The 23,947-nt window shown below is 31.0% G+C and carries 29 protein-coding genes; 2 read left to right on the top strand and 27 right to left on the bottom strand.

Annotation, left to right across the window (positions count from 1 at the left end):
- Position 1 precedes the first annotated feature (1 nt).
- The 27 genes from ftsW to thpR form a co-directional block, all read right to left on the bottom strand.
- Positions 2–1,120: a putative lipid II flippase FtsW gene (ftsW, locus tag IB617_02225; protein UZE92952.1), complete on the bottom strand. Its 1,119-nt coding sequence runs from the start codon at positions 1,118–1,120 to the stop codon at positions 2–4.
- Positions 1,092–2,444 carry a UDP-N-acetylmuramoyl-L-alanine--D-glutamate ligase gene (murD, locus tag IB617_02230; GenBank protein UZE92953.1) on the bottom strand — a complete coding sequence of 451 codons (1,353 nt, stop codon included), beginning with the start codon at positions 2,442–2,444 and terminating at the stop codon, positions 1,092–1,094. The genes ftsW and murD overlap by 29 nt, the downstream gene beginning before the upstream one ends.
- A gap of 158 nt (positions 2,445–2,602) precedes the next feature.
- Positions 2,603–2,914, bottom strand: coding sequence for a hypothetical protein (locus tag IB617_02235; GenBank protein ID UZE92954.1), 312 nt, complete (start codon positions 2,912–2,914; stop codon positions 2,603–2,605).
- A 119-nt stretch (positions 2,915–3,033) separates the two neighbouring features.
- Positions 3,034–4,467, bottom strand: coding sequence for a hypothetical protein (locus IB617_02240; GenBank protein ID UZE92955.1), 1,434 nt, complete (start codon positions 4,465–4,467; stop codon positions 3,034–3,036).
- 38 nt (positions 4,468–4,505) lie between these two features.
- Positions 4,506–5,588 (bottom strand): hypothetical protein, encoded by a 1,083-nt coding sequence (locus tag IB617_02245; protein ID UZE92956.1) that lies wholly within the window; start codon positions 5,586–5,588, stop codon positions 4,506–4,508.
- 166 nt (positions 5,589–5,754) lie between these two features.
- On the bottom strand, positions 5,755–6,456 hold the full coding sequence (locus IB617_02250; protein UZE92957.1) for a nucleotidyltransferase domain-containing protein: 702 nt from the start codon (positions 6,454–6,456) through the stop codon (positions 5,755–5,757).
- A 133-nt stretch (positions 6,457–6,589) separates the two neighbouring features.
- Positions 6,590–7,507 carry a D-alanyl-D-alanine carboxypeptidase gene (locus tag IB617_02255; GenBank protein ID UZE92958.1) on the bottom strand — a complete coding sequence of 306 codons (918 nt, stop codon included), beginning with the start codon at positions 7,505–7,507 and terminating at the stop codon, positions 6,590–6,592.
- Positions 7,504–8,877: an aspartate--tRNA(Asn) ligase gene (gene aspS, locus IB617_02260; GenBank protein ID UZE92959.1), complete on the bottom strand. Its 1,374-nt coding sequence runs from the start codon at positions 8,875–8,877 to the stop codon at positions 7,504–7,506. The genes IB617_02255 and aspS overlap by 4 nt, the downstream gene beginning before the upstream one ends.
- Before the next feature lie 656 nt (positions 8,878–9,533).
- Entirely contained in the window at positions 9,534–9,812 is a 279-nt protein-coding gene (locus IB617_02265; protein UZE92960.1) for a helix-turn-helix transcriptional regulator, read from the bottom strand.
- A 276-nt stretch (positions 9,813–10,088) separates the two neighbouring features.
- The gene (locus tag IB617_02270; protein UZE92961.1) at positions 10,089–11,132 is read right to left on the bottom strand and encodes an NUDIX domain-containing protein; all 1,044 of its coding nucleotides are present in this window, start codon (positions 11,130–11,132) and stop codon (positions 10,089–10,091) included.
- Entirely contained in the window at positions 11,129–11,923 is a 795-nt protein-coding gene (locus IB617_02275; protein UZE92962.1) for a hypothetical protein, read from the bottom strand. Before IB617_02275 ends, IB617_02270 begins: the two co-directional genes overlap by 4 nt.
- Before the next feature lie 42 nt (positions 11,924–11,965).
- Entirely contained in the window at positions 11,966–12,358 is a 393-nt protein-coding gene (locus IB617_02280; GenBank protein UZE92963.1) for a nucleoside-diphosphate kinase, read from the bottom strand.
- Positions 12,359–12,754: 396 nt separating this feature from the next.
- On the bottom strand, positions 12,755–13,006 hold the full coding sequence (locus IB617_02285) for a hypothetical protein (protein UZE92964.1): 252 nt from the start codon (positions 13,004–13,006) through the stop codon (positions 12,755–12,757).
- A 42-nt stretch (positions 13,007–13,048) separates the two neighbouring features.
- Positions 13,049–13,225, bottom strand: coding sequence for a hypothetical protein (locus IB617_02290; GenBank protein UZE92965.1), 177 nt, complete (start codon positions 13,223–13,225; stop codon positions 13,049–13,051).
- 4 nt (positions 13,226–13,229) lie between these two features.
- Entirely contained in the window at positions 13,230–13,535 is a 306-nt protein-coding gene (locus IB617_02295) for a MazG-like family protein (protein ID UZE92966.1), read from the bottom strand.
- A 105-nt stretch (positions 13,536–13,640) separates the two neighbouring features.
- A complete protein-coding gene (locus tag IB617_02300; protein UZE92967.1) occupies positions 13,641–13,982 on the bottom strand; it encodes a hypothetical protein in 342 nt (113 codons plus the stop codon).
- A gap of 3 nt (positions 13,983–13,985) precedes the next feature.
- The gene (locus IB617_02305) at positions 13,986–14,258 is read right to left on the bottom strand and encodes a hypothetical protein (GenBank protein UZE92968.1); all 273 of its coding nucleotides are present in this window, start codon (positions 14,256–14,258) and stop codon (positions 13,986–13,988) included.
- Complete coding sequence (locus tag IB617_02310; protein UZE92969.1) at positions 14,255–14,608, bottom strand: hypothetical protein; 354 nt, start codon at positions 14,606–14,608, stop codon at positions 14,255–14,257. Before IB617_02310 ends, IB617_02305 begins: the two co-directional genes overlap by 4 nt.
- A 142-nt stretch (positions 14,609–14,750) precedes the next feature.
- Positions 14,751–15,476, bottom strand: a complete 726-nt coding sequence (locus IB617_02315) for a class I SAM-dependent methyltransferase (protein UZE92970.1) — start codon at positions 15,474–15,476, stop codon at positions 14,751–14,753.
- A 54-nt stretch (positions 15,477–15,530) separates the two neighbouring features.
- Positions 15,531–16,082 carry a hypothetical protein gene (locus tag IB617_02320; GenBank protein UZE92971.1) on the bottom strand — a complete coding sequence of 184 codons (552 nt, stop codon included), beginning with the start codon at positions 16,080–16,082 and terminating at the stop codon, positions 15,531–15,533.
- Between the two features lie 101 nt (positions 16,083–16,183).
- Positions 16,184–16,729 (bottom strand): GNAT family N-acetyltransferase, encoded by a 546-nt coding sequence (locus tag IB617_02325; protein ID UZE92972.1) that lies wholly within the window; start codon positions 16,727–16,729, stop codon positions 16,184–16,186.
- Positions 16,730–16,885: 156 nt separating this feature from the next.
- Positions 16,886–17,113, bottom strand: coding sequence for a type II toxin-antitoxin system HicA family toxin (locus tag IB617_02330; protein ID UZE92973.1), 228 nt, complete (start codon positions 17,111–17,113; stop codon positions 16,886–16,888).
- Entirely contained in the window at positions 17,114–17,383 is a 270-nt protein-coding gene (locus IB617_02335; protein ID UZE92974.1) for a type II toxin-antitoxin system HicB family antitoxin, read from the bottom strand.
- Between the two features lie 151 nt (positions 17,384–17,534).
- Positions 17,535–18,161: an HD domain-containing protein gene (locus IB617_02340; GenBank protein ID UZE92975.1), complete on the bottom strand. Its 627-nt coding sequence runs from the start codon at positions 18,159–18,161 to the stop codon at positions 17,535–17,537.
- Positions 18,162–18,182: 21 nt separating this feature from the next.
- Positions 18,183–19,745, bottom strand: a complete 1,563-nt coding sequence (locus tag IB617_02345) for a hypothetical protein (protein ID UZE92976.1) — start codon at positions 19,743–19,745, stop codon at positions 18,183–18,185.
- 9 nt (positions 19,746–19,754) lie between these two features.
- Positions 19,755–21,071, bottom strand: coding sequence for a UDP-N-acetylmuramate--L-alanine ligase (gene murC, locus IB617_02350; GenBank protein UZE92977.1), 1,317 nt, complete (start codon positions 21,069–21,071; stop codon positions 19,755–19,757).
- Positions 21,068–21,655: an RNA 2',3'-cyclic phosphodiesterase gene (thpR, locus tag IB617_02355; GenBank protein UZE92978.1), complete on the bottom strand. Its 588-nt coding sequence runs from the start codon at positions 21,653–21,655 to the stop codon at positions 21,068–21,070. The genes murC and thpR overlap by 4 nt, the downstream gene beginning before the upstream one ends.
- A 73-nt stretch (positions 21,656–21,728) precedes the next feature.
- Between thpR and IB617_02360 the strand changes: the two genes are divergently transcribed.
- Positions 21,729–22,922, top strand: coding sequence for a hydroxymethylglutaryl-CoA synthase family protein (locus IB617_02360; protein UZE92979.1), 1,194 nt, complete (start codon positions 21,729–21,731; stop codon positions 22,920–22,922).
- Between the two features lie 8 nt (positions 22,923–22,930).
- Positions 22,931–23,947: an AmmeMemoRadiSam system radical SAM enzyme gene (amrS, locus tag IB617_02365; GenBank protein UZE92980.1), complete on the top strand. Its 1,017-nt coding sequence runs from the start codon at positions 22,931–22,933 to the stop codon at positions 23,945–23,947.

The raw sequence follows: 23,947 nt of genomic DNA on the forward strand, positions 1-23,947 counted from the left end.
ATTAATTCGTTTGTTTTGATATATTAAGTAGAATTCCCACTCCGGCAAGTTCTACAATTAATGCTGAGCCGCCGTAACTAATAAATGGTAAAGGGATGCCGATTAAAGGTAGAATTCCGAGCATAGAACCAATGTTAACGAATGTCTGAATTAAAATCCATGATGTTATGCCTAAGGCCATTAGCTTGGAAAACATATTTTTGCTTTCTTTTCCAATTTTATAACCTCTCCACAAAAACAGCAAAAAAAGAAAAATTAAAATTGACGACCCAACAAATCCTGTTTCTTCAGCTAAGATGGCAAAAATTGAATCTGATATTGGGTGTGGCAGTAATCCGAACTTTTGCTGAGACATTCCGAGGGCTAAACCAAAGATTTTACCTGAGCCCACAGCAATCAAAGATTGCTCTATTTGATAACCAATTCCCATTGGGTCTGTTTCAGGGTTTAAAAAAACTAAGATTCGATCTAAACGGTAAGGAGTAAGTTTAATAAAGATAAAAAAACCAAATATTCCAATTATGCCTATTAAAACAATGTGCCAGATAGGTGTTTCTGCAAAAAAATACATCAAGCCGGCGGTAGCTAAAATTACTCCTAAAGTACCAATATCTGATTGTAAATACAAGAGTAAGGTTATTACACCAAGAATTAATAAAAAAGTAATTAAGTTTTCTTTAAAATGAGATGAAGAAGCTTTTTTATTTCTGTTCTCTAACCAGCTGGCGAGATAAAGGATGAAGCTAAGCTTTAAAATCTCAGAGGGCTGGAAGGAAATATATTTTAGCGAAATCCATCTTGATGCTGTTCCTGATTTTTTTCCTATCCCGGGCAAGAAAACCATTACCATTAATACTAAGCTTATTAAAAGAAAAAGAGGAGCTTTCTTTTTTAAAAAACGAAGACTAATTTTTGTTGAAAGTAAAAAAGCTAATAAAACTCCAGGAATTAAACCAACTAATATTTGATGATTTAATAGATAGTAGATAGTATCTTTTTGTTGAGGAACAGAAGTCGAAGCACTGGCTAAAACAGCAATTCCAAAGATTATTAAAAGGCCTGTAACAAAGATTAAAATATGGTCTAAATCTTTAATTGCTTTTACCGTACTTTTTAACATATTTCTTAAAAAGATCACCTTTTTCTTTATAGTTTTTAAAAAGACTAAAACTGGAAGAAGCGGTTGAAAGCAGGCAGATTTTAGTTTTTTTAGTATGCTTGAAAGCTAATTTTACAGCATCTTTCATATTGTTTACCATAAATGCTTTATATTTTTTCTTTTTAGATTTTCGAGAGGATTTATCCTGAGCGAGCGGAGCGAGTTGAAGGATTTCTTTCCAGATTTTATCTCCCGTAGTTGGAAATAAAATTACATTTTTTATTTTACTTTTTATAATTCTTTCAGCTAAATTTTTAAAACTTATTCCCCTATCAAATCCACCTAAAAATATAGTTTCAACATCATTTCCTAAAGCATCTAAAGCAGCAATTGTTGCTTCGGGGATAGTAGATAAAGCATCATTGTAAAACTTAATACTATTATAAGTCCCAATATATTCTAATCTGTGAGCTAAAGGTTTAAATTTTTCAATAGCTTTTATAATCTTTTTATCTGATAATTCAAAGATTTTTCCCACGGCAATTGCAGCTCTAACATTTTGTAGATTGTATTCTCCCCTAAGGGGCATTTTTATTTTCTTAATCTTAACTGAGCTTATTGGAATTTTTTTAGCTTTTGATTTTTTAGCGATTTCTTTAACAATATTGTTTTCTGAATTAAAGATTAAGAAATCTTTTTTAGTTTGATATCTGGTAATATTTGCTTTTGCTTTTACGTATTCTTTAAAATTTCGGTAATAATCTAAATGCTCAGGATAAATATTTAACAAAACAGCAATTTGAGGGCTTTTTTTGAGATTAAAAAGTTGATGCGAAGAGAGTTCATAAACGTATATATCTTTTGGTTTAGCAGATTGTAACGGTGATAATGCGGGTTTTCCTATATTTCCGACCAGATGTGTTTTAAACTTATTTTCTTTTAAAATTTTATAGATTAAAACAGCTGTAGTGCTTTTTCCTTTTGTTCCCGTAACACCTATAATTGTTCCCGGGCAGTTTTTAAAGAAAATCTCGGTTTGTGAAATTACTCTTTGTTTTTTTGTTAAAAAAGGTTTTATTGTTTTTGGCGGAATTCCGGGTGACTTTACCACCACATCATAATTTTTAAGAGCTTTTAGATAATTTTTTCCCAAATGAAGTCTAACCCTTTTATCTTTTTTAATTAAATTTTTAACTTTTAAATTTAAATTTTTAGCTTCTAATCTATCCCCTATTCCTAAGGTTTTTTTTGGAAAAATTTTCCTTAAAAATTTAAAATTATCTATTCCTTCTTTCCCAAAACCTAAAATTAATATTCGTTTGTTTTCTAAATTTTTTAATTTCATTCTATATTAAAAATAACATAAAAATTAACTTTAATAAACAGCGAAAAACCGATGTTCTCGGTTTTTAACAAAATAAAAAAAAGAGCAGTTAATTGCTTTATTTAAAGAACTAATAACTGCTATAAAAAGAACTTAGAGAATTCTTACTTAATTTTTCTTTACAAATAATAATCATCAAATAGCTGAACAAAAGCGTCAATAGCATTTTGAACATTATCAGTCTCTCCAATCTCTACTAATACTTCTACTATATTAGGATGCTTAATAGATATACTTTTTACTCCCGGAAGACTTCTTAAAGTTTTAATTGTGGAAATAGATATGTTCGCTTTCCCTATTCCAAGTTTTAAAAAATCTGCTTCATCATCTCCGATATAATAGTTTGGTCTGAAAGTAACCGAGGACCCCTCTGTTAATTTGAAGGGTAATAACCTTACAATCTTTTTTACTTTTTCAATCTTCTTTGTCAAAATAACTTACCTCCTTTTTGTTATATTATAATAAGATTATGATATTTGTCAATTATTACACGCTAATAGATTGGCTTTTTGAGAACTTTAAATTAAAAAAAAGTGAGCAGTGTTGCTGCTCAAGAATCACGGAACTTTTTAAGTATTTTTACAAAATCTTTAGGTAAGTTATGTTTTTTATTCCAAGAAGTCATTATTTCTTTTGATTCTTTTTCTAATTTAGGATATCGTGATAATCCTCTTACAAAACCCTTTCTGATTTTGAGGGGTAAGATTTTGTTTTTAAAGTATTTTAAGAGAACAGGTTCTTCCCCTACTCTATTTGCTTTTTTCCAACTTAAATAAAAAGCTATTAAACTTTCATTTTTTGTCCCCACACATTCGAAGGGTTTGAATTTTTCTATTCCAATTAACTCTTTCATTAAAGACAACAATCCCTTTTTTTTAAAAAGGTTTTGTCCAAAAATTTTAATTAATTTTTCTTTATTTATAAAGGCATAGAGACAGGTAAAAATAAAAAGACATTTAGGACATTTACCGCACCATTTCCCAATCGGCTTTTTAGTACCAGATTTAGTTTTATAAGCTTCGTTACAGCTTAAAAAAGAATTAAAATACTTTGGGTATCGAGAAAATAGTTTTGCAATTTGAATTTCATGCAGAGGTCTTAAAAAACTAAAGTATTCAACATATTTTGCTAAATATTCCTTTGAATATTTTCTAAACCTTTTTTCAAAGTTAAAACTCTTTGAATACTGATGGTTGATTTGTTTACCAAGATATATTAGATTTCCTTCGTTTGAACTTCTTTCATTTGAAAAAGCAATATACTTTTGGTCAAAAGTTACAGCGAGCAGCACACTTAAGAAAGCTAAATAAGCTGAAAATGGTGTATGTCCATTTAAAAATCCCTGCCGATTTAATTCCATCAATTTGGGGTCAATTGTTCTTTTAACAATAATTGCCTTTTTACAACCAGCTACTTTCATTACTTTTTTAGCACTATTGGTTGTATTTAAGGAAAAACATCTGATTGGAAATTTTGTCTTTTTTAATATTTCCAATGTCACTATTGAATCCTTTCCTCCCCCTACCGGTGCTAAAACTCGATTTTTTAACCTGCCCGGGAAAATTGGCAGAGACCGGGTCTCTGCACTTTTTGAAATGATGTCTATAAAATTTGAACTTTGCCAGTTGATTTTATTTTCATAGAAAAATTGGCCCATTCCATTGATTATTAAATCTTTCCACCATTTAATCTGTTTTTTATTCAAGCTGTGTTTTCTGATTTCAATTTTCGGTGAGCAGGTTGCCTTCCAATAGCTTAAAAGCTCAATTAGTCCTAAATGAAAAACTAAATTGTTCAATACTTCTTTTTTTATTTTTTTAATTCTGGATTTATTAATGTTTTCTATGACTAATTTGGGTTTGAAAATAAAGTTAGGTTCAATTTTGAAATCAAAAAAAATTTCTAAACTTTTTTTAGAAATTTTATAAGAGTAATCTTTATAAATGAATTTTGGATATTTCTTCCTTAAAAATTTAGCTTTCATATCATTTTAAAGGGGTTTAAAACCCGACATTGAACATTTTAGCCCATAAGACGAATGGCCACTCCCAAAACGGCAAAAACAACACTCATAATCCAGAATCTCATTGTCACTTTATAAGGCGGCCAGCCTCGAGCCTCAAAGTGATGATGGATGGGAGTACAAAGCCAGATTTTTTTATGGAAATATTTTTTAGATAACAGTTGTAAAATTATTGTTCCAACCTCTATTACCAGTATCCCGGCAATAATAGGCAGAACCAATACAGAATCTGTAAGAAAAGAAATAACAGCCATTGTTGATGTCAGACCCAAAATTCCTGTTTCTCCCATATAAAATTTTGCAGGTGGAATATTAAACCATAAAAAAGCAAAGAGAGCCCCGCCAATTATAGCACAGAAAGTTGCTAAATCTGCTTTTCCCTGGGCAAAAGCAATGATTGAGAAAGCCCCAAAGATTGAGGCAAAAACTCCACCTGACAATCCGTCTAAACCATCAATTACTCCTCCTGCCCAGGAAGCTACCATTACCAGAACAAAAAGAGGAATATATAAAACTCCTAAAACAAGGTCAACTCCTTCTGGAAAATTACCAACGATTGGAATATGAATTGTGTTCCACTCCAGCTTATAATAAAACCACAAACCACCAATTAGTCCGATGAGCATCACAATTATTAGTCTTCTGGTAAAGCTCATTCCTCCTCCGCTATATTTTCCTTTTCCATATACGGTCAAGATATCATCAATTAGTCCAACAATAGAACCTGCGGCTAAGGTGAATAAAGGAAGCCATGTTTCGCTACGGGATAAAAAATTGAAATTTTTCAGCCACCAGGGTTCAGGAAAATAAGATAGCCCAAAGAATAAAAATATGACGATAAGAACAGATGACCAAATTAGAATTCCCCCACCCCGCGGAACAGTAATTTCTCTTTCTTTATGTAAAGAATAAAAAACTGTTGCTTCTTCATTAGTAATTGTTTTTTTTCTTGCTTCTTTTTTCCAGAACTTAATTTTTCTAAGAAACTCTATTAAAGCAGGAGCTAAAATAAAAGAAATTCCAGCAGTTAGAGCTGATAAAAATAAAACCCTGATTACATTGAAAGTGAAAAGCGTCATCATAAACCTGATTTTATTATATCAGATTTCTCTTGAAACAAAAACCGAGAGCAAAGCTCTCGGGCCACGTCGTTCGCGAACGACATGATGAGCGACAGTGGCGTGCTTGGTTTTGGGAGAATTTTCCTGAGAAGGAGACAATTAAATTCTTTTCTCTCTAATCAAATTTTTAACTTTTCAGCTCCTTTAGTATTTCTTCCGCTAAACGAATTCTATAATCAGGATCTCCTTGACTAATAACTTCTTTTATCAATTTAGCAATATCAGAATTCCTATTTTCTATATCATCCATTACTTTTTTAAATCCTGGCCACCAGATTCGGTTAAGGGCATAGTAGAACTGGAGACTAGAACGAATAAATTCAGACAGTAACAAAAATAAGGTAGCTGGGTTATTATGAAATCTTTTACATTCTCTAACCAACTCAGCAAGACGATGGCTAAAAGACAACTTTTCCTCTTTTTCTAAAGGTTCTCTGCCTTTTTTACTCATTTTTTGGTCAAATTGTTGAAGTTTTCTTAATTCTCCTGTTTTATCAATAACTATCCAACTCTTAGCAAAAGGTGGCTCTATTCTCCATTTTACCTGTTTACGTTTTTTAAGATTCAGAGAATGATTGAAGTGAATATTGAAATCAACTTCTCCCTCCCTGCTTAATAAAACTTTGTGGTCTTTTATTCCTTTATCAATAACTTTTAATTCAATATCGCTATTAGCATCATAATCTCCACGTGCTATTGAGCCGAAAATAATAATACCTTTTACATTAGGATTTTTAATTAGCTCTTTGACTTTTTTCTCTAAAGCTTGTTGCAAATGAGTATATCTGAGACGTGGGATGTTGCAGCTTTTTAATCTTTTATAAACCATATTTTAATTATATATGATTTTAATTAAGACTAAAACCCGAGACATAACATCTCGGGTTTAAATTTCGGGGACGACGAGAGTCGAACTTTTAATTGTTTTATGGACAAAACCTCTTGAGATTATACTGCTGAATTTATAGAGCTATCCAATTAATCAATTTTTGCATTTCTTGGATTCGTTCTTTTGGAGAATCAGTGCCCAAAATTATATTTATAAAATAGTTTTCTTTTTCATCTTCTAAAACCAGTAACATACAAGCACCTGCTTTTTCGGTATAGCCTGTTTTTCCTCCGACAATTTTTTGTTCATTTAATAATATATATAAATCAGAAAGACCATTTGTGGTGCTATAAGGTCCTTTCTCTAAAGAAATTTTAAATATCAAAGGATGATTATTAAGAATGTATTTAGAAAATGTTGCTAAATCTTGAGCTGTAGAATAATTTGGTATTTGTTCTTGGTCTTCTGGGTCAAGACCTGTAGAATTTGTAAAATAAGTGTTTTTAAGTCCTAAAGATTGAGCTTTTTGATTCATTTTTTCAATAAAAAGCTCTTCACCAATAACCTCAGAAAAAGCAAAAGCTGCATCATTACTTGAATAGATTAACATTAAATCTAAAAGCTCTTCTATGCTAAGAGCTTCTTCCTCTTTGAGATTGCCATAAACAGGGACATTATCTTGGTCAGCTGCCGTCTTAGATATCATCACCACTTTGGAAAAATCATAATCATTCTCTGGTGTGTTTTCCAAAACAATAAGAGCTGTCATTAATTTAGTTAAAGAAGCAATGGGCATTGTCCTTGTAGCACTTTTTCTTAATAATATTTTTTCTTTTCCTGATTTATTAATTTTGACTGAAATTGCTGATTCTGAGTGAAGCTCAGGTTTTGCTTTTTTTGGTGGTATTTTAACAAATGCCATTTCCTGGAGAGGTTCGGAAATTTGAGCATAAAAAAAATCCTCCAGATTTTTTTGAAAGAAAATCATCCCTTTCCAGAAAAGGATAACCGAAATTAAGAAAATAGCTAATGTGATTATATTTTTTTTCATCTTTTAGAATTTTTTCTTCGCCCTTTTATAGCTTTAACTACAGATTTCTTTGGTTGTAAAACAGATAACCTTCGGTCAATTCTTCCCATATCTCTGGGGAACAAAGAGGCCTCTCTAATATTTTCCAAATTTAAAGTTTGCTTTACAATTCTTTCAAGTCCTAAAGCAAAACCTCCTTCAGGTGGCAATCCGTATTTAAAGGCTTGAAGATAAAAACTAAAATCTTTCGGTTTGTTTCCCCATTTTTTAATGTTTTTTACAAGTTCTTTATAATCATTAATTCTTTGTCCTCCGGTAACTATTTCCAAACCCCTAAAGAGAAGGTCAAAACTTAAAGTGTATTTAGGATTTTCAGGGTCAGCAAAGGTATAAAAAGGCCTTTTTTCTGTTGGATAATGAGTAATAAAAACTAAATCTGATTTATGAATTTGTTTTGCCCAGCGACAGATTTCTTTTTCGTCCTCAGGTTCTAAATCAGACTTTTTTCGATTATCTCTTCCTGTTCTTTCAAAAATAATTTCTTGAGCTTGACGCATTTTTAATCTCGGAATTTTTTTATTTATTTCAGGAATATTAGCTTTAAACATCTTTAATTCTTTTTGGCATTGTTTTTTAAGGTCAAGAAAAATCTTACCAATTACTGTCTCACACGTATCCATTAATTCTTCCCAGGAATTAATAAATCCCATTTCTGCGTCCAGGCTGACGTATTCGCATATGTGTCTGGTAGTCATACTGGGTTCAGCCCGAAAAGCATGAGTAACAGTGAATACGCGTTCAAAAACCCCAACTAAAATTTGCTTATAAAACTGGGGGCTTTGGGCTAAATAGGCATTATAACTAAAATACTTAATGGGAAATAATTCAGCTCCTCCTTCGGTAGCTGTAGGAACAATTGTTGGTGCTTGAAATTCGGTAAAACCCAACTTTTTCATTATCTTTCTAAAACTTTCAATTACTTTTTCTTGTATTTTAAAAATAGTTTTAACTTTTTTATTTCTTAACGTTAAAGGTCTGTAATCTAACAAAACAGGCAAGCTCACTTTTAAATCTTTCATATCAAAGGGAAGGACGTCTGCCTTGGTTATAACTTTAAGCTTTTCAGCTTTTAGTTCTACTTTTCCCGTTTCTAATTCAGAATTTACCATTTTAGCTGGTCTTTTTCTTACTTTTCCCTCTATTTCTAAAATGTATTCTTCTTTAATATCCTTGGCTAATTTTGGAGAGCAGACTATTTGTAAGATTCCCGAGCGGTCGCGAAGGTCTAAAAAAACTATCCCTCCGTGATCTCGGCGGGAATTAACCCAACCGCAAATCTTTATCTTTTTTCCAAGATATTTTGTTGTCTCAAGTAATAAAACTCTTTTCATTTAAGATATGATTTTATTTTATCAACTATCTTTCTAAGTAAGCATCTACCGATTTTATTTTATCAGACCAATTATTATACTGTCAATTGATTTTATTGATAAAAAGCTATCCAAAAACTATATATAGGTCAAAATTTTGCCCAAATTTAAGATAAAAATTGAAAATTAAATTTGTAAAGTAATCACTGGCAAAAATAAAAAAAACTCGCTTAGGAAAGAGCTTTTAAAAGATAGATGCTGGTATTTTAAGGTTTTTTAATGACTTCTGTATTTAAGCTACTTTTTTTTAAGTTTTTCTTCTAATTCTAGGATTTTTCTCCTTGTTTTTGATTTTATTCAACCAATTAGTTTCATATTTATGTAATTATTTTGCTACATTTGCTTTATTAAATCCTCAGTTTTCATATTTTTAAGTCTAATAAATTATAACACTGTTTGTTCTAAAATAAAAATCCAGCAGAAGATTTTTACCGAACTATTGGTTTTTTTTTGGGATAGCCTTGAATAAAAACTTTTTCTTGAATAAGTTTATTTGTAGGTATTCCGCCATTAGATTTTATATTGTAGTTCCAATTCCTCCTCTATTTCTATTCTATCAAAAAATCGCTTCTTCGGCGATTTTTGTCAAGTAACCCTTTTTATGTATTCTTTCTTTATTACTTACTTTTATTTATAAACTGCAGACTAATATTTTGCTTCAGTGCAGAAGCTATTTTTTTTATATAGCTGACAGTAAGATTCTGTTTGCCAGCCTCTATTCTGGCAATAGTGCTTTGTGTAGTCCCTATCCTCTTGGATAGCTCTTTTTGAGTAATAGATTGTATTCTCCTTAACTCTGCAATCTTGTGTGCAATTTCAAAGAGAGCCTCTTTATCATCACGAGACATTTGAGATATGATTTTCTTACTGAGTTGTTTTTTAGATGATTTAATCATAGAAAATAAAGCTATAGTTCACTATAGCATATATAGTATTGGAAATCAACAGAGTGTACTGGTTCATATGATATAATACACTCTCTCATTTGACACCTGTTAATATTTACCTTAAATATTTCTTTATCAACTCCGTTAAGCTCTCTTTCTGATTGGGCCAATATTTCTCAAGGAGAAGGTAATTAAATTCCTCCTTTTTCAATGAGTTTTTTAATTTTTATTTCAATCTTACCTCTAATCTTTCTAATTTGCTCTATTTGTTTCCCCAAGAGTTTCTCAATCTTCCAATTTTCTGTCCTTGGACAACCCCAGTTCTTTACTGTAAAAACCTATTCTAAACAAAAGGTTGTCTTTACCTGCGCTCCTAGTGGTGTGTGCGGTAGCCGTAACATCAGCTGCTCCCAACAGGACTAATTCCCAGTAAATATTTTTATACTTTGTTTTAAAATTATCAATTTTTTGTTTATCTAATTTTATTCCATCTAGGACTGAATGTATTATTCCGTGGTTCGCAACGATCTCTCCCACTATTTTTTTTTCAATGTGAGCTAGATCAAGGCGTTTCAATATATCGGCAGTTATTATAGCCCCTACTGCTTCGTGGTTGGGGCACTCCGTATCTCCATTTCCGGTCGGAATTATAGTGTCCTTTTTTGCAATATCATGCAGTAACGCGCTTAATAGAAGAAGTTTCCCTTTTGGGTAACGGTCTACTTTCACTGCTAAATACTCTTTAATTTTTGGCTTAACGTTTTCTATCATTTTAGAAATAACCTCAACGACATTTATGGTATGCTCAAAAACCGATTCGTGATCGTGCCACATGCTATTCTCGTAGATGTCTATATTATCAGTTAATTCGGGTATATAGGGACATTTATTACGTATATCTTTAAAGTTGATTTGTGAAAGATAGTAGTTGTATATCTTTTTGCCATTCAAATATTTCTCCAAAATCAGCCTAAGTTTATCAGGAAATATTCTCTTGCATAGTATCTTATTATTTTGCACCCACTCATGATTGTCTTTAATAAAGTGATTTTGATCACCAACTATGCAAAGCTTTCCACTTATAATCTTACATTCAAAATAGTACTCTATATTATCTATATTTTTGAACTGGGCAAATTTTTTTACAATTTGAACTCCTACCCCTAGCTCTTCTTTGGCTTCGCGGATTACTGCATTTTCTGGTGTTTCATTGCTTTCTACACCACCGCCGGGCAGAATATAATATTTTTTTCCATGCTTTTCGCGATGAAGTAAAAGTATTTTCTTATCTCTTCTTAATAAAATTGCTACTCGCTGATTTGTTCTCATGTTTTGTCTTTGTTATTAATGTGTTTTTTAATAATATGGGCAACTACTTGATTGATATATTCAATGCCAGCAGGAAAATAATTTTCTAGACTGGTATTGTTAATTTCGTTCCACTCTTTTCTAATTTTGTAAGCCTGTTCTATTTTTTCTATATCAAACATCGTTTTATACCTTGAAACTATGTTATCCTTTATCCCTTTTTTTGTTTTTGACCAAATATTATCGTAAATTAAGCACCAATCGCTAATCTGGAAGATTCTATCAACTAATTCTCTACCATATTCTCTGACATAATTCTTTGTATTATATTTATTTTTCGATATATATTTGCGAGTGATATTAAAACGAACCCACCTTGATTTTCTAATAATTAATTCCCTAATTTCTTTTTTAGAACACCCTCGTTTTAGCAGAATATCTTTACAAATTTTTTCAAGAGTTTCACCGCTAGCTGCATAAATAGTATTTCTAAAAGAGAAATGGGTTAGGAACTCTTTATCGATATGGGTTTCAAGGTCATCGCGTGTAAATGTTAGAATGGAAAGGTTCACATCAAATTTAGCCGATACGTCATTGGCTTTATGTTTGAGTTTGTTAATGACAGACATACTGAATCTTCCGAAATTATCAGTTTTTGGCATTACTAATAAATCAATATCGCTATAATTCGGAATTGCCTCTTTATCCGCAACACTACCCAATAAAGCGATTAGTTCGATGTTTTTCATTAATTGCTTATCTTCTAAAATAAGCTTTTTTGCTTGTTCTAATGCCTTTAAAAAAACAATCATGATTTGTTTAGTTTATAATATGAAAAAATTGAGGGGTGATTTTTACCACCCCTTGTGGCAGAATCTCGCTAGATCTTCTTTGGCGAAAAAAATTCTCGCTTCGCGCCAAGCCCCTGGCGCAGAATAACTTGAATGAATAGCGTTCTTCTGGACCGACTTACCGAACTTGTGGCGGATCGTCCCTTCTGGGGCCTCTTGTGGATCAGTGCTGCCAACTAATTCGTTGAGTCGGTTTAAAGCGTCTTTACCCTCAACAATAAAAACTATCACATCACCAGATGTTAAAAAGTTTACCATTGATTGGAAGAACTTCTTGCCAACATGGCGTTTGTACAGTTCCCGGACCTGTTGCTCCGTGAGTAGTATTTTTTTCTTGAGCACAATCCTTAAACCCGCCGATTTAATTATTAAGAGTGCCTCTTTGGATCTATACACACCATCGGGCTTAAACATTCCAAACGACCAGTCTATCTTGATCACCTCTGACTTTAGAACATTTTCTAATAGAGTTGTTCATGAAACCATCCCATTAAATATATCATATATAGTATATATCATATATAGTATATTGATGTCAAGAGGGTGTACTAGAAGGGTACGTAGGTAACACTTTAAAATGTTTGTAAGTGGAATTGATAATATCTGGTTCGCATGCACTTTAGAGAAGGAAAATTATAAGGCAAAATTATCCACAACCCCAAATTTTGCCCAATTTTAAGATAAAAATTAAAAATTATATTTGTAAAGTAATCGCTGATATAATTAAATAATTATTAAAACAAAAAGGACCGGGATAAATCCCGACCTTTTTAAATTTTGCTAAATTGTTATTTATTTTAAACCTAATTTAGACTCCACTCTTTTCAGCCGGCGGTCCAATTCTTCTACTTCAAACCTATATGCTACTCTATCTAATTTAAGTTTTATCTCTTCTTGTCCGTTTTCCAAGTTAGTAATCTTTGTCTCAATTTTATCGAACCTTTTATCTGCTTTATTAAAATTCTTATCTACTCCATCAAAACCACGCTTTATCATTCTAGCTAATTGGTTAATTGTTGTATTTTTAGTATTTTTTTTCTTCATATTTTTATTTTATCAGACCAATTATTATACTGTCAACTGATTTTATTGGTATGGAATTCTACGAGGACGGGTCTTGTTAGCAAAAAAATCTCTATGGCAAGGAATATAATATTCATCAATTTGCTTTATTGATTTTACTAATTTACCAAATCCAGGCAGAATCTTTTTTACTTCCTTAAAGCTATTTATTTTAACTTTTATTTCTACTTCAACATTCATATAATTATTTCTTCTTTGCTTTATTCTTTTCGTACTTTTTTAAAAAACAAGATTCCAGATCAATATCAAGATATGAGACTAGCTTTAATGTCTGCCAAAAAATATCTGCTACTTCATCTTCTAAATTTGATGGTTCCGTAGAAACATGAAGAGAATCTCTTTTCGTTTCTTTGTACAAGATACTTCTGGCTGTCTCCCCTACTTCTTCTACCAAATGTAAAAAAGCGTGAGTTGGAGTTGTCTCAATTTTGGTATACCCTATTTCTTCTAAATGCTCTTTAACTAATTTTTGTGCTTGTTTTATTTCCATATTGTTTGTTTTTTTAAATTTATGATTATAAACCTTTAGCTCATTATATCAAAAATCCGAGACATAATCCTTCTATTATAATCAGGATGAGCTTGAGGTATTAAATTATTCCAATTCTATAGCTACCAGTCCAAATTTTGCTATTTTCTTATTGTAGTTGGGAAAACTATAATAAATTCTCTTAGCTTCCTCTATAGAAGAAACAAAGGGCATTATTTTCTTTAAGTTAAGTTTTTTTAACATTCTATCTATAGTTTTGAAATAACTTACTTTCTTGACTCTTTTCTCCAACCTTTGCTTCCCACACACAAAAACTAAAGTATCTCCTTTTTTAATATTGAGGAATTTATCTGTTGCTGCTCTGGTTTCTATTGTTTTAGAGCCTTGTCTTAAAGTGTCAAAAAAAAATTTATCTATTTTTCTAATACGTAATAAATATTTTTTCATAAATTAATTTTTTAAGGATTTCAGAAAATCCTCGATACTTCCAAACATTTTATCAAATGCCATTAAGTATCCGCTTTCTGCTTTTTCAGGATTTCCAATTAAAATACATTCTTTACCCAAACCTTTAGCATATCCTGTCTCTAAATGAGCTGAAATCCCAGCTGGTAAAAGTAAAATTATTGCATCAGCTTTCTTGATGCTCTTTCTATCCTCTTCTGCAACTTGTTTAACTCTTTCATTTACCTGCCAATTTCTCATTGCTTCCCATTCTCTCATTGCTTCTTCTGGGTCTTTTTGAGTACCTCTTTGAATTCACAGATACTGTCGGTGCCTTTGACGAGTTTAAGAATTCCTTCAACACCAATCGTTTTTAGAACAAAGTTAGTGAACATCATTGGAAAACCTTTAAGGGAATGTATAAAAAAGCCACTATCCATAGCTATTAATGGCTTTCGAAAAATTTTATATGCATATTTAGCTTTTTTGACAGCTATTTCTTCAACACTGCCACGGGATTCAGGAATTTCTAAATTCTTCTGAGTAACATCAATTCCGAATCTCTTTAAATAAGTCTTAGCGGAAAAGTCTTTTGCTTTATTTGACGTGACAAAATATATTTTCTTCATGGTTTTATTTTTTTGGTTTATCTTTTTACTTGATAAATTTTAAGTGCCTACTTACTATCTTTTTCTTTATTCTGAAAAAACAATTCTTGGAACAACTTTTGTCCCTTCTTTTGTAAATCTTTTGTCTTTTCATCTCCCAAAGCTAGAGTTTTTTAATTCCTAAATAAATTCCTCTGTTTTTCATTAATCCTCTTTTTAAAAACTTTGCTTGAAGACCAACTTCTTTCATAATTTCTAAAGTTTTATCAACTTCGAAAAGCCTCAATTCGTGCCTATCTATAAAATGTTTGACATCTTTATTTTTCTCTGCAATTAAATAATGCATATCCATAACCGAGATGTTTCCTTTGATTTTTGAAATGTTTAATCTAGCAATTTTTATATTTTCTCCATTATAAATTGTTATATGGGGTAATCCTACTCTGTAAGTAGATTTTGTAAACCACGGTTCAATTATCAAAATACCACCTGCTTTTAGGTGTTTAGCGAAGTTCTGTATAGCTTTTCTTAAATTTGAATAAGTTTTTATATAACCAATTGAACTAAACAAACAAGTAATTACATCAAATTTTTTATTGAGGCTTAACGTTACCATATCTGCTTTTTTAAAAACAACCCCTTTTACATTTTTTCTTGCGACGCTAAGCACCTCTTTACTGATATCAACACCTGTGCAAGAAAAATTATCTTTTAGATAACTAAGGTGCTTTCCTGTACCGCAAGCAACATCAAGAAGTTCATTTCCATCTGATTTTTTATATTTTAAAATTAATTTCTTTATCGTATTTGATTCTTTCTTATAATCTTTCCATAAGTAAATCAGGTCGTAATATTTCGCAAGCTTATGGTAAATCATTTTTTTCTTCATATTTATATTTATGCTAATCTTTTAACTCTTCTCCAACAGAGTTTATTTTCTCTTTCAGGTTATATTAAAAGTTTTATCAATCTTTTTCTTACAAAACATTAAAAAATCATAAACTTCTTTTTCAGACCATATTTTAAGATTAAGAGATTTTAACACTTTCATTATGTATTCTTCTGGTTTTCTGATTAATTTATTATTAATAAATTCTGCTTCATAAAAATAGTAATTATTAGGACACTTAACAAGGGCAAATTCAATACTTTTATATTCAAAAATATAACTTTCTCTAATAGCAATTCCTCCTTTTTTATATCCAAGAGCAGCCAAAAGTTTCTGAGCTTTCTTAACGAACCTTGTTTCAATTGGTAATATTATCTCTTGTCTTCTTCTTGCTCCCCAAAAACCTTTTTTTACAACAATCTCTGAATCGCCATCTGTACTTCTTATCTTAAGATCAAGATTTTTGTTAGGGAAATAGAATACAAATGTTTTTCTTTTCATCTTTTTAACGAATCTTGCTTCTTTTTTTAGAAATTTAAATAGCTTCTGAAATCCAGTTATTGTTAATGGTCCACGAAACTCAATTTCTGTTGCCATATATTTCATTGTTTTTGGCTTTGTGGGGGTTGGTTTGATAATACAAAAGAGACTAAAATAGCAATTAAAAGCTTCACCTTTCAAAAAGTGGAGCTTTTTTTCTTTTACAATTAAGATAAATCCAAAAACATTATTATCTCATCAACTAATTTTCCCTTAAATTGATTATGTTTTGGAATTTTAGCCACTTTTTTAAAACCATATTTTCTATAAAACCTGATAGCTATTTTGTTTGTGGAGAAAACACCTAATTTGATAATTTTTGGCTTCGGTTTCAATTCTCTTTTAGCTAACTTTATTATTTCATTTGTTAAATAGGTACCCAAACCTATTCCTCGATAACCCTTTCTAATAGTAATTCCAAAATTTCCAAGGTGGTTTTGCCGTTCTTTACGCAAATCAATTTGGGTAGTGCCGACAACAATATCATTATGCTCTGCTATTAAGAAAACCGTCTTTCGATTCTTAATTCTTCTTAATTGTTCCTCTAACCACTTTTTTTCTTGTTTCAATGATAATTCTTTATTGAGGAGGATTTGTGCATTCTCTTTAATTAAAGAGTTTATGAAATTCTGGAGTTTCTTAACGTTTTTTAAATCTCCTCTTGAAAGTTTCTTTATTTTTATTTTCTTTTTACCAAAAATTTTAGTTTTCACGTTTCTTTAAAGATTTTTTAATTAATTTAATTTTATGTTTCCCATTATAATTTTATATTACAACTTTTTAATTCGAAAACAAACCCCCGTGCCAACGGCGCAGGGAGTTAACTTTAGACTGAAGCTATTTATATCTTCTAATAAGATTTACTTCCTTTACAGATATTTAAGAAACTCTTTTTTAGAAAGTTCTGCTTGTTTAACGATTCGAAAAAGAGTTGTTCGAGGGATATCCCTTGAATGAATAGGAATAGTAACTCGCAAATGAGATTTTGTTTTATGAAATAGTCTAACATGACTGCCAGTTTGATGATGGATATGAAAACCGGCTCTTCGAAGAGCACGGAGCACTTGTTTTGGCTTTAACGCTGGTAAAGCAACCATTTATTTTAGAGAAAAAGAAATTTTAACCTTTTCTTTTATTGGTTTTCTAAATGGTTGGAATTTTTTAGGAATTATTTCTCTGCTTTTTAATGCACTTTCCAGATAGCAACGAAGTGCATCTTTAGCCATTTCTTTTGCCTCCTTTAAGGTGCGGCCAAAGGTACAAATTTCTGGGATAGCGGGAAAAATAACATCAAACCCACCCTCTTTTAGGGGTTCATAGATAACTGTAAAAGAACATTCATTTGTTCTTGAGATTTTCTTTCTCATACACTTTTATCTTAATCTATTTTGATTTTTTGTCAAACTTGCTTGATAAAGCTATTTTCTTTCGTTCCAAAGAACAAGAAGGTATCTTAATTGAAAATCCGCTAGTAGTTAATTTATTAAAATTCTTTTTCTTGACTTTGTGGAAGTTGGTTTAGAGAAACTTTGTTTCTAAAACATATTTATTAACTAATTCTAACCACCACTCGTCACTGTCAGTTTTAATAAGCTGTTCTCCGAATTGTCGGGCTTTTTTTGTTTTTAGCCTGTTTAAAGAAACTGTCAGCCATTTTTTGGCTTTTTGATTCCCCAAATTAAAACCTTCTTTTTCTAAAAGCATGCCAGCTAAAATATCAGCATCTTTAACGAGTTTAGCTTCCAAAGTTTTTTCTGCATAGAATTCCTTGAAGAGTTTTTCAAGAGAAAATTCTTCTAACTGGTAGTTCTTGGAAATTTCTTCAATTATCTTTGGGTCATTTAAGGGCTGACTATAGAATTTATTTATTAGATTTCGTTCTCCTCCCCGAGCTTTAACTAAATTACGAATGAGGCACATCTTTAATATTTTGTTTTCGTTTGCTGTTTCTAATTTAGCTAATATCCAACCAATTATAGCAGTATAAAAGCTATGTTCTGCTACATTTTCTTTCAAGGGACCTTTAAGATATGAAAGAGAGGCACGAGGAAGATGTTTTAAAATCCGAAACTCCAATAAAAAATTAACAAGTTTTTCAATTTTTTCTAAGGAAAATTTTTGTTTTACATTTTTTTTCTTTTTCATTTTATTTTTAAATATTTAATACTATTTTAGACCTTTTTTAGTTGTTTTTTTAAGCTTTTTCTCTAATTCCAAAACCTTCTTCTCTAGCTTTAAAATCTTTATTCCCTTCTCAACAGTTAATCTATAAAATCTTTCTAGATCTTCTTTTCGTTTTTTAACTTCGCTGTACAAAAGGGTGTTTCTTAAAGCAACTGAAGCTTCAAGGGAGAAGGTTGCTAAAAGCTCTATATCTTCTTCTGAAAAGGCTTCTGAAGAAAATCTTTCGCCCAAAAATATTATTCCAATTACTTTTCTTTCGAACAAAAGAGGTATCACAACCTCGATTTTTAATTCTTTAAGTTTGTTATTGAGGCTTTTTAGTTTTTCTTTTTCTTCCTTAGCTTTTACTTTCTTTAAAGGGATTAAAATTTCTTGAGTTCCAAAGGGCTTTTTATTTTTTTTAACCAGAGCCAAAAAAGATTCATCTTTGGAAAACTTTAGAATTTCTTTTTTTTTAAAACCAAGAACTTTCTGTAAGTGAAAACCTTCTTTTCTTGGTTTCTTTGTCAAAATAGCTATTTTATTTAAGTCAAAAGTCTTTTTTAATGTCTCTGTGAGTAAATAAGAGAGTTTTTTCATTTCTAAAAGACAATAGAGTTCTTTTTCTAAATCTGAAACAATAATTTTACGTTTGAAAAATCCAGGATAGAAATATATTCTGGTGAGATTCTCATAAAATTTATTTAACTGCAACAAACCAAAACTGAAAAGTAAAATTAGAGGTAAGAGTTGAAAAAAGCTAACAGAGACTGGAAGTTGATACTGAATAAAAATTATTAAAAAAATTCCCCAAAAAACAGTAAAAAGGGAAAATAAAAAAGCCACTGTTTTTCCAGGAGCTACCCCGATATCCATTAGTCGGTAACGGATAATGGTATAAGAAGTTAATCCTACCCAGACAGAAGAAAGTAAAGCACTGATATCAGTATAAGGACCAGTTTTCCCTTTTAAAAGGGGTAGAATTCCTGTAAACAATATACCACCAATACTATAGATTACAAGACCAAGAACTAAATATTTTATCTGCAACCTTCTAAGACCTCTGCTTTGAAAATAATCTCTTAAAATATAAATTAAACCTGTTGTAATTGCAAAGATAATATAGAACCTTCCTAAAGGGTTTAATATTCCTGGTTTTATAAGGATTTCTGATGATTCTGTGTTGATAGATTCAATAAAATAAGGAGTGGTCAAAGATAAAAAAGCAATTATTCCAGCTGTTAAATACCAAAGAAAAGCTTTTAGCCGAATATGTTTTGTTTTTCTTGTAAAATAATAGAGAAAAGTAAAGTAAGCTGGTAAGATAAGGATTCCAAGCCAAGTAGCTCTTGTCCAAAAAAGTTTAATTGAATAAGAAAACGGGCCTTTCGCAGAAAGATCAGATAAGGCACACGTGAAACAGTAAAGCGCAGAAAATAAGGCAACAAAACCTAAATGAAAAGAAACTTTATTTTCCTTTCTTTTTCCAAAAAGCAAAAAAGCTAATACCAAATTAAAAAAAGTACAAAAAAAGAGTAAAATTCCTCTCAAAAGTAAAATCTCCATATTTTTAGATTAACTTTTAATTTTCAATTTTAAACTTAAATTATATATATCCCCTGCCCCCATAATTATTACTACTTGGCCTTTTTTTATATTTTGCTTTAAGAATTTTTCTAATTTTTCTTTAGTTAGATAAATTACAGAGGATTTGTTAACTGCCTTTACCAATTTTTTACTGTTTACTTTTCTTTTGATTTCTTTTGTTTCTCTGCCAACTACACTATAAATATCAGTAATGATTAATTTATTTACAGGAGCTTTCTTGAATGCTTTAACAAATTCATTAAACAAATAATGGGTTCTTTGATATTGATGGGGTTGATAAATACACCAGATTTCTTTTTTGGGAAACTTTTCCCGAGCTGCTTTTAAAGTCACCCTAACTTGAGTTGGATGGTGTCCATAATCATCTATTAGGGTATAGGGTTTAGGGTATAGGATTTTAGTGATGTCAAAGCGACGCCAAGATGATTTATATTGAGATAAAGACTTAAAAGATGTTTTATTCGGGATTTTTAGGGCTCGAGCTACGTTTAAAGCAGCTAATGCATTTAAAACATTAAAGTCACCGGGAACTTTTAAAATCTTTTTTATTTTCTTTGCTTCTTTATCTTTTAAGGAATAATAAATAATTTTATATTTTAATTCTTTATTTTTTAATATTTTAGAAATATTTTTGTCATCCTTAATTGCAATTAAGATTCCGTTTTCTGGTAAATGAGAAATGAATTTTTTAAAGCTTTTTAAAAGATTGTCTAAGTTTTTATAAAAATCTAAGTGGTCAGATTCAAGGATTGTCAAAACAATTATCTTTGGCCAGTAATTCAAAAAAGAAGCAAAATGTTCGTCAGCTTCAATAATTAAGTATTTTGACTTTCCTACCCTGCAGTTTGAGTCACCGAATTCTTTAAGCTTTGTTCCAACAATCACTGTTGGATCTAAACCTGCTCTTGTTAATAAAAGGCTGAGCATTGCAGCTGTTGTGCTTTTTCCATGACTACCTGCTACTGCAATTGTAAAATATTTTTTTGTTAGTTCTCCTAAAGCTTGGGGATAGCTTTGGACTTTTATACCTAATTTTTTAGCTTTTTTTTGTTCTGGATTATCTTGTTTTACAGCAGGGCTATAAACCACCAAATCAATATCTTTTGATATATTTTTAGCTTTGTGTTTTCCAATGCAAATCTTAACCCCTTTTTTCTTAAAGGCTTCGGTGAGCTCTGAAGAAACCAAATCAGAACCTGTTATTTTGTGGCCTTTTGATAAATAATATCTGGCTAAAGCTGAAACTCCTATTCCGCCTATACCGATGAAATGGATATGCTTCATTGCTTCATTGATTCATTGCTTAATGGGATTGATTCAAGAATGTTATATTCAGCTCCTGTTCTTTTTAGTTGACTTTCCATTACTTCAATTGAATTTACCCCAAAACTCAAAGAAGTATCCTCATTTACACTGGGTCTTTCTTCAGGTTCAATTTGTCTGAATTCCCAAGCTTTTATTCTTCCCAAAGTTATATGGGGAGAATATGCTCTTTTTTCTGGTTTGATAAATTTTTTGGCAGTGGAAGCTAAAAGAGAATTTTCTAACCCTTGTTGTAGTTTTCCAAGTTCTTCTGATTTTTCACCGCTTGCCCAGACCATTCTGGGGGGCATTTTTTTAGGCGGACCGTAGCAAATTTTCTTTAAATTTATTGTAAAGACTCTATTTTTTTCAGCTATTTCTTTGGTAATTTTGCAAATTTCTGGAATTTCTTCATCTCTTGCATAACCAATAAAAACCAAAGTGATATGTAAATTCTCTTTTTTTGTCCACCTCACCGGCAATTCAGGCCAATTTGTCTGATAATCAGCAAGTTTCTTTTTTATTTTTTCCGGTAAATTAATTGCAATAAAAATTCGATGCGGCATAATATTTTACTATAGCATGGCTTAAAATTTAGTAAAAATTGATGATTTTGCTTAAATGTTTTAAGATTAAAGAGTGATATTAAATTTTTCAAAAAAAGAACCAAGAGAATCTTTGGTGGGAATAAGTGAGATGGGAGTTGTAATTCCCGAATTTTTTATTGGAGCTGAAAAAATGGCTGAAGAACAACAGCTTTCTTTAGAATATGTAAATGGAGGATTAGGATTAATGCAAGCCAGAATACCCTATAATGTTTCCCTTCAAGACCTCATAATTAAAGCTGTTCAGAAAATAAAGTATCAAGACGCAGAGAGGTTTATTATTGCCACTGAGTCAGATTACGATTTATCAAAAGCCGTAATGGCAATAAAATCAATTAATAAGGGTTTAAAACTTACAATACTTCCCTTTCAATTAAAATTTGCCTGTTTAGCTGGAGTTCAAGCTCTACTGCTGGCTTCAGAGTATGCCATATCTCATAATAAACCTGCTATTGTCATAGTGGCAGACCGTTCCATTTACGGAGATAGGAAAGCAGAAGTAACTCAGGGAACTGGAGTAATAGCATTAAGAATAGAAAAAAATCCTGAGTTATTAGCTTTGGATTTTAGAAATTATGGTCAATACGTAGAAGATATAGATGATTTTAAAATTCCGGTAAATACAGCACCCTTCCCTGAAGTTGACGGTCCCTTAACAAAACCAGCTTATATAAAATGCGTCATTAAGGCATATGAGGATTACAAAAAAAAGAATCTTCAATTTAAAACACCATTAGAAAAAATTAATTATATTGTAATGCATACTCCTTTTCCCAAAATGGTTGTTTGGACTTCAGCTGTCCTTTGGCGTTATGAAAAATACAGAGAAAAAGAATTTATCAAGTTATTGGAAGAATCTGTAGCTAATCCGAGTTTATTTAAAAAGTTTAAAAAACTACTTGATGAAATAAGAACTCTTCCAGAATTTCAAAAATTCTTTCAGCAAAAGGTTAAGCCCGGTTTAAAATACAATTCTTATATTGGAAATTGCTACAATGCTTCTATTTTTATTTCCTTACTACCAGTCTTGGAACAAATCAAGGAGAACCAACAGGTCTTTATTATGGGTTATGGTTCAGGTTCGGGTTCTCTTACAATAATGGCAAAGGCAATAAAACAGGGATTTCAAAGCGACTTAAAAGAGCAAATAAAAAAAGGTAAAGAGCTTACCGTTGCTCAATACCGAGAGTGGAGAAATAATGTAATAAGAGAAATTAGAAGCCCTTAATTTAAGCTATGAAAGAAGCTTATCTTTACAAAAAATTAGATAACAAAAGAGTGCAATGTAAGAATTGCGCCCATTATTGTGTTATTGAACCCGGAAAAAGAGGAATTTGCGGTGTCAGAGAAAATATTGATGGAAAATTATATGCCTTAAATTATAAAAAAGCAATAGCAGTAAATATTGATCCGATTGAGAAAAAACCTTTTTTCCATTTTTTGCCAGGCAGTCATTCCTTATCCATTGCAACGGTTGGATGCAATTTGAGGTGTTTGAGTTGTCAGAATTGGGATATTTCCCAGGGTTTTAAAGAAAAAAAAGAAATTCCGGGTCAAAATTTAACTCCAAAAGATATTGTTAAATTGGCAATCAAAAATAATTTACCAAACATCTCTTATACTTATACTGAACCCACCATATTTTTAGAATATGCTTTAGACACTATGAAATTGGCAAAAAAAGAGGGAATAAAAAATACCTGGGTGAGCAATGGGTTTATGACAGAAGAATCAGCAAAATTAGTTATCCCCCATCTTGATGCCAACAATATTGATATTAAAAGTTTTTCTGATGAATTTTATAAGAAATACTGCGGAGCTAAACTCAAACCTGTTTTAGAAACAGCAAAACTAATGAAAAAATCTGGAGTTTGGGTAGAAATTACAACATTGGTTATTCCTACCTTGAGCGACTCTGAGCAAATGTTTAAAGAAATTGCCAAATTCATTAAAACCGAGTTAGGACCTGAAACACCCTGGCATATAACTCAATTCTCAGGAGCTATTTCCTGGAAACTTCAACATCTGCCCGAAACCCCTGTTAAAACCTTAGAGAAAGCTTATAATATCGGTAAAGAAGCAGGTTTAAGATACGTTTATACCGGAAATATCCCGGGTTTGCCGTCTGAAGATACAATTTGTCCCAAATGCAAAGCTTTAGCTATTGATAGAAGAGGTTATATTATTAAACGATACGATAAAAATGGTAAATGCCCTGAGTGCGGAGAAGATTTAAATTTAATTTTAAAATAA

It is taken from the genome of Candidatus Nealsonbacteria bacterium (genome assembly GCA_026016225.1).
GTDB lineage: Bacteria > Patescibacteriota > Minisyncoccia > Minisyncoccales > JANBVM01 > Nealson33H.

What these genes read in the sequence shown, in the direction of transcription:
- thpR (UZE92978.1), bottom strand. Translation starts at nt 21,655, where the DNA reads ATGCCGCATCGAATTTTTATTGCAATTAATTTACCGGAAAAAATAAAA.
- IB617_02250 (UZE92957.1), bottom strand. Translation starts at nt 6,456, where the DNA reads ATGGTTTATAAAAGATTAAAAAGCTGCAACATCCCACGTCTCAGATAT.
- IB617_02245 (UZE92956.1), bottom strand. Translation starts at nt 5,588, where the DNA reads ATGATGACGCTTTTCACTTTCAATGTAATCAGGGTTTTATTTTTATCA.
- IB617_02345 (UZE92976.1), bottom strand. Translation starts at nt 19,745, where the DNA reads ATGGAGATTTTACTTTTGAGAGGAATTTTACTCTTTTTTTGTACTTTT.
- IB617_02320 (UZE92971.1), bottom strand. Translation starts at nt 16,082, where the DNA reads ATGAAATATATGGCAACAGAAATTGAGTTTCGTGGACCATTAACAATA.
- IB617_02315 (UZE92970.1), bottom strand. Translation starts at nt 15,476, where the DNA reads ATGAAGAAAAAAATGATTTACCATAAGCTTGCGAAATATTACGACCTG.
- IB617_02310 (UZE92969.1), bottom strand. Translation starts at nt 14,608, where the DNA reads ATGAAGAAAATATATTTTGTCACGTCAAATAAAGCAAAAGACTTTTCC.
- IB617_02305 (UZE92968.1), bottom strand. Translation starts at nt 14,258, where the DNA reads ATGAGAGAATGGGAAGCAATGAGAAATTGGCAGGTAAATGAAAGAGTT.
- IB617_02340 (UZE92975.1), bottom strand. Translation starts at nt 18,161, where the DNA reads ATGAAAAAGAAAAAAAATGTAAAACAAAAATTTTCCTTAGAAAAAATT.
- amrS (UZE92980.1), top strand. Translation starts at nt 22,931, where the DNA reads ATGAAAGAAGCTTATCTTTACAAAAAATTAGATAACAAAAGAGTGCAA.
- IB617_02265 (UZE92960.1), bottom strand. Translation starts at nt 9,812, where the DNA reads ATGATTAAATCATCTAAAAAACAACTCAGTAAGAAAATCATATCTCAA.
- IB617_02275 (UZE92962.1), bottom strand. Translation starts at nt 11,923, where the DNA reads ATGATTGTTTTTTTAAAGGCATTAGAACAAGCAAAAAAGCTTATTTTA.
- murC (UZE92977.1), bottom strand. Translation starts at nt 21,071, where the DNA reads ATGAAGCATATCCATTTCATCGGTATAGGCGGAATAGGAGTTTCAGCT.
- IB617_02295 (UZE92966.1), bottom strand. Translation starts at nt 13,535, where the DNA reads ATGGAAATAAAACAAGCACAAAAATTAGTTAAAGAGCATTTAGAAGAA.
- ftsW (UZE92952.1), bottom strand. Translation starts at nt 1,120, where the DNA reads ATGTTAAAAAGTACGGTAAAAGCAATTAAAGATTTAGACCATATTTTA.
- IB617_02335 (UZE92974.1), bottom strand. Translation starts at nt 17,383, where the DNA reads ATGAGAAAGAAAATCTCAAGAACAAATGAATGTTCTTTTACAGTTATC.
- IB617_02290 (UZE92965.1), bottom strand. Translation starts at nt 13,225, where the DNA reads ATGAATGTTGAAGTAGAAATAAAAGTTAAAATAAATAGCTTTAAGGAA.
- IB617_02300 (UZE92967.1), bottom strand. Translation starts at nt 13,982, where the DNA reads ATGAAAAAATATTTATTACGTATTAGAAAAATAGATAAATTTTTTTTT.
- IB617_02240 (UZE92955.1), bottom strand. Translation starts at nt 4,467, where the DNA reads ATGAAAGCTAAATTTTTAAGGAAGAAATATCCAAAATTCATTTATAAA.
- IB617_02255 (UZE92958.1), bottom strand. Translation starts at nt 7,507, where the DNA reads ATGAAAAAAAATATAATCACATTAGCTATTTTCTTAATTTCGGTTATC.
- IB617_02285 (UZE92964.1), bottom strand. Translation starts at nt 13,006, where the DNA reads ATGAAGAAAAAAAATACTAAAAATACAACAATTAACCAATTAGCTAGA.
- murD (UZE92953.1), bottom strand. Translation starts at nt 2,444, where the DNA reads ATGAAATTAAAAAATTTAGAAAACAAACGAATATTAATTTTAGGTTTT.
- IB617_02270 (UZE92961.1), bottom strand. Translation starts at nt 11,132, where the DNA reads ATGAGAACAAATCAGCGAGTAGCAATTTTATTAAGAAGAGATAAGAAA.
- aspS (UZE92959.1), bottom strand. Translation starts at nt 8,877, where the DNA reads ATGAAAAGAGTTTTATTACTTGAGACAACAAAATATCTTGGAAAAAAG.
- IB617_02330 (UZE92973.1), bottom strand. Translation starts at nt 17,113, where the DNA reads ATGGTTGCTTTACCAGCGTTAAAGCCAAAACAAGTGCTCCGTGCTCTT.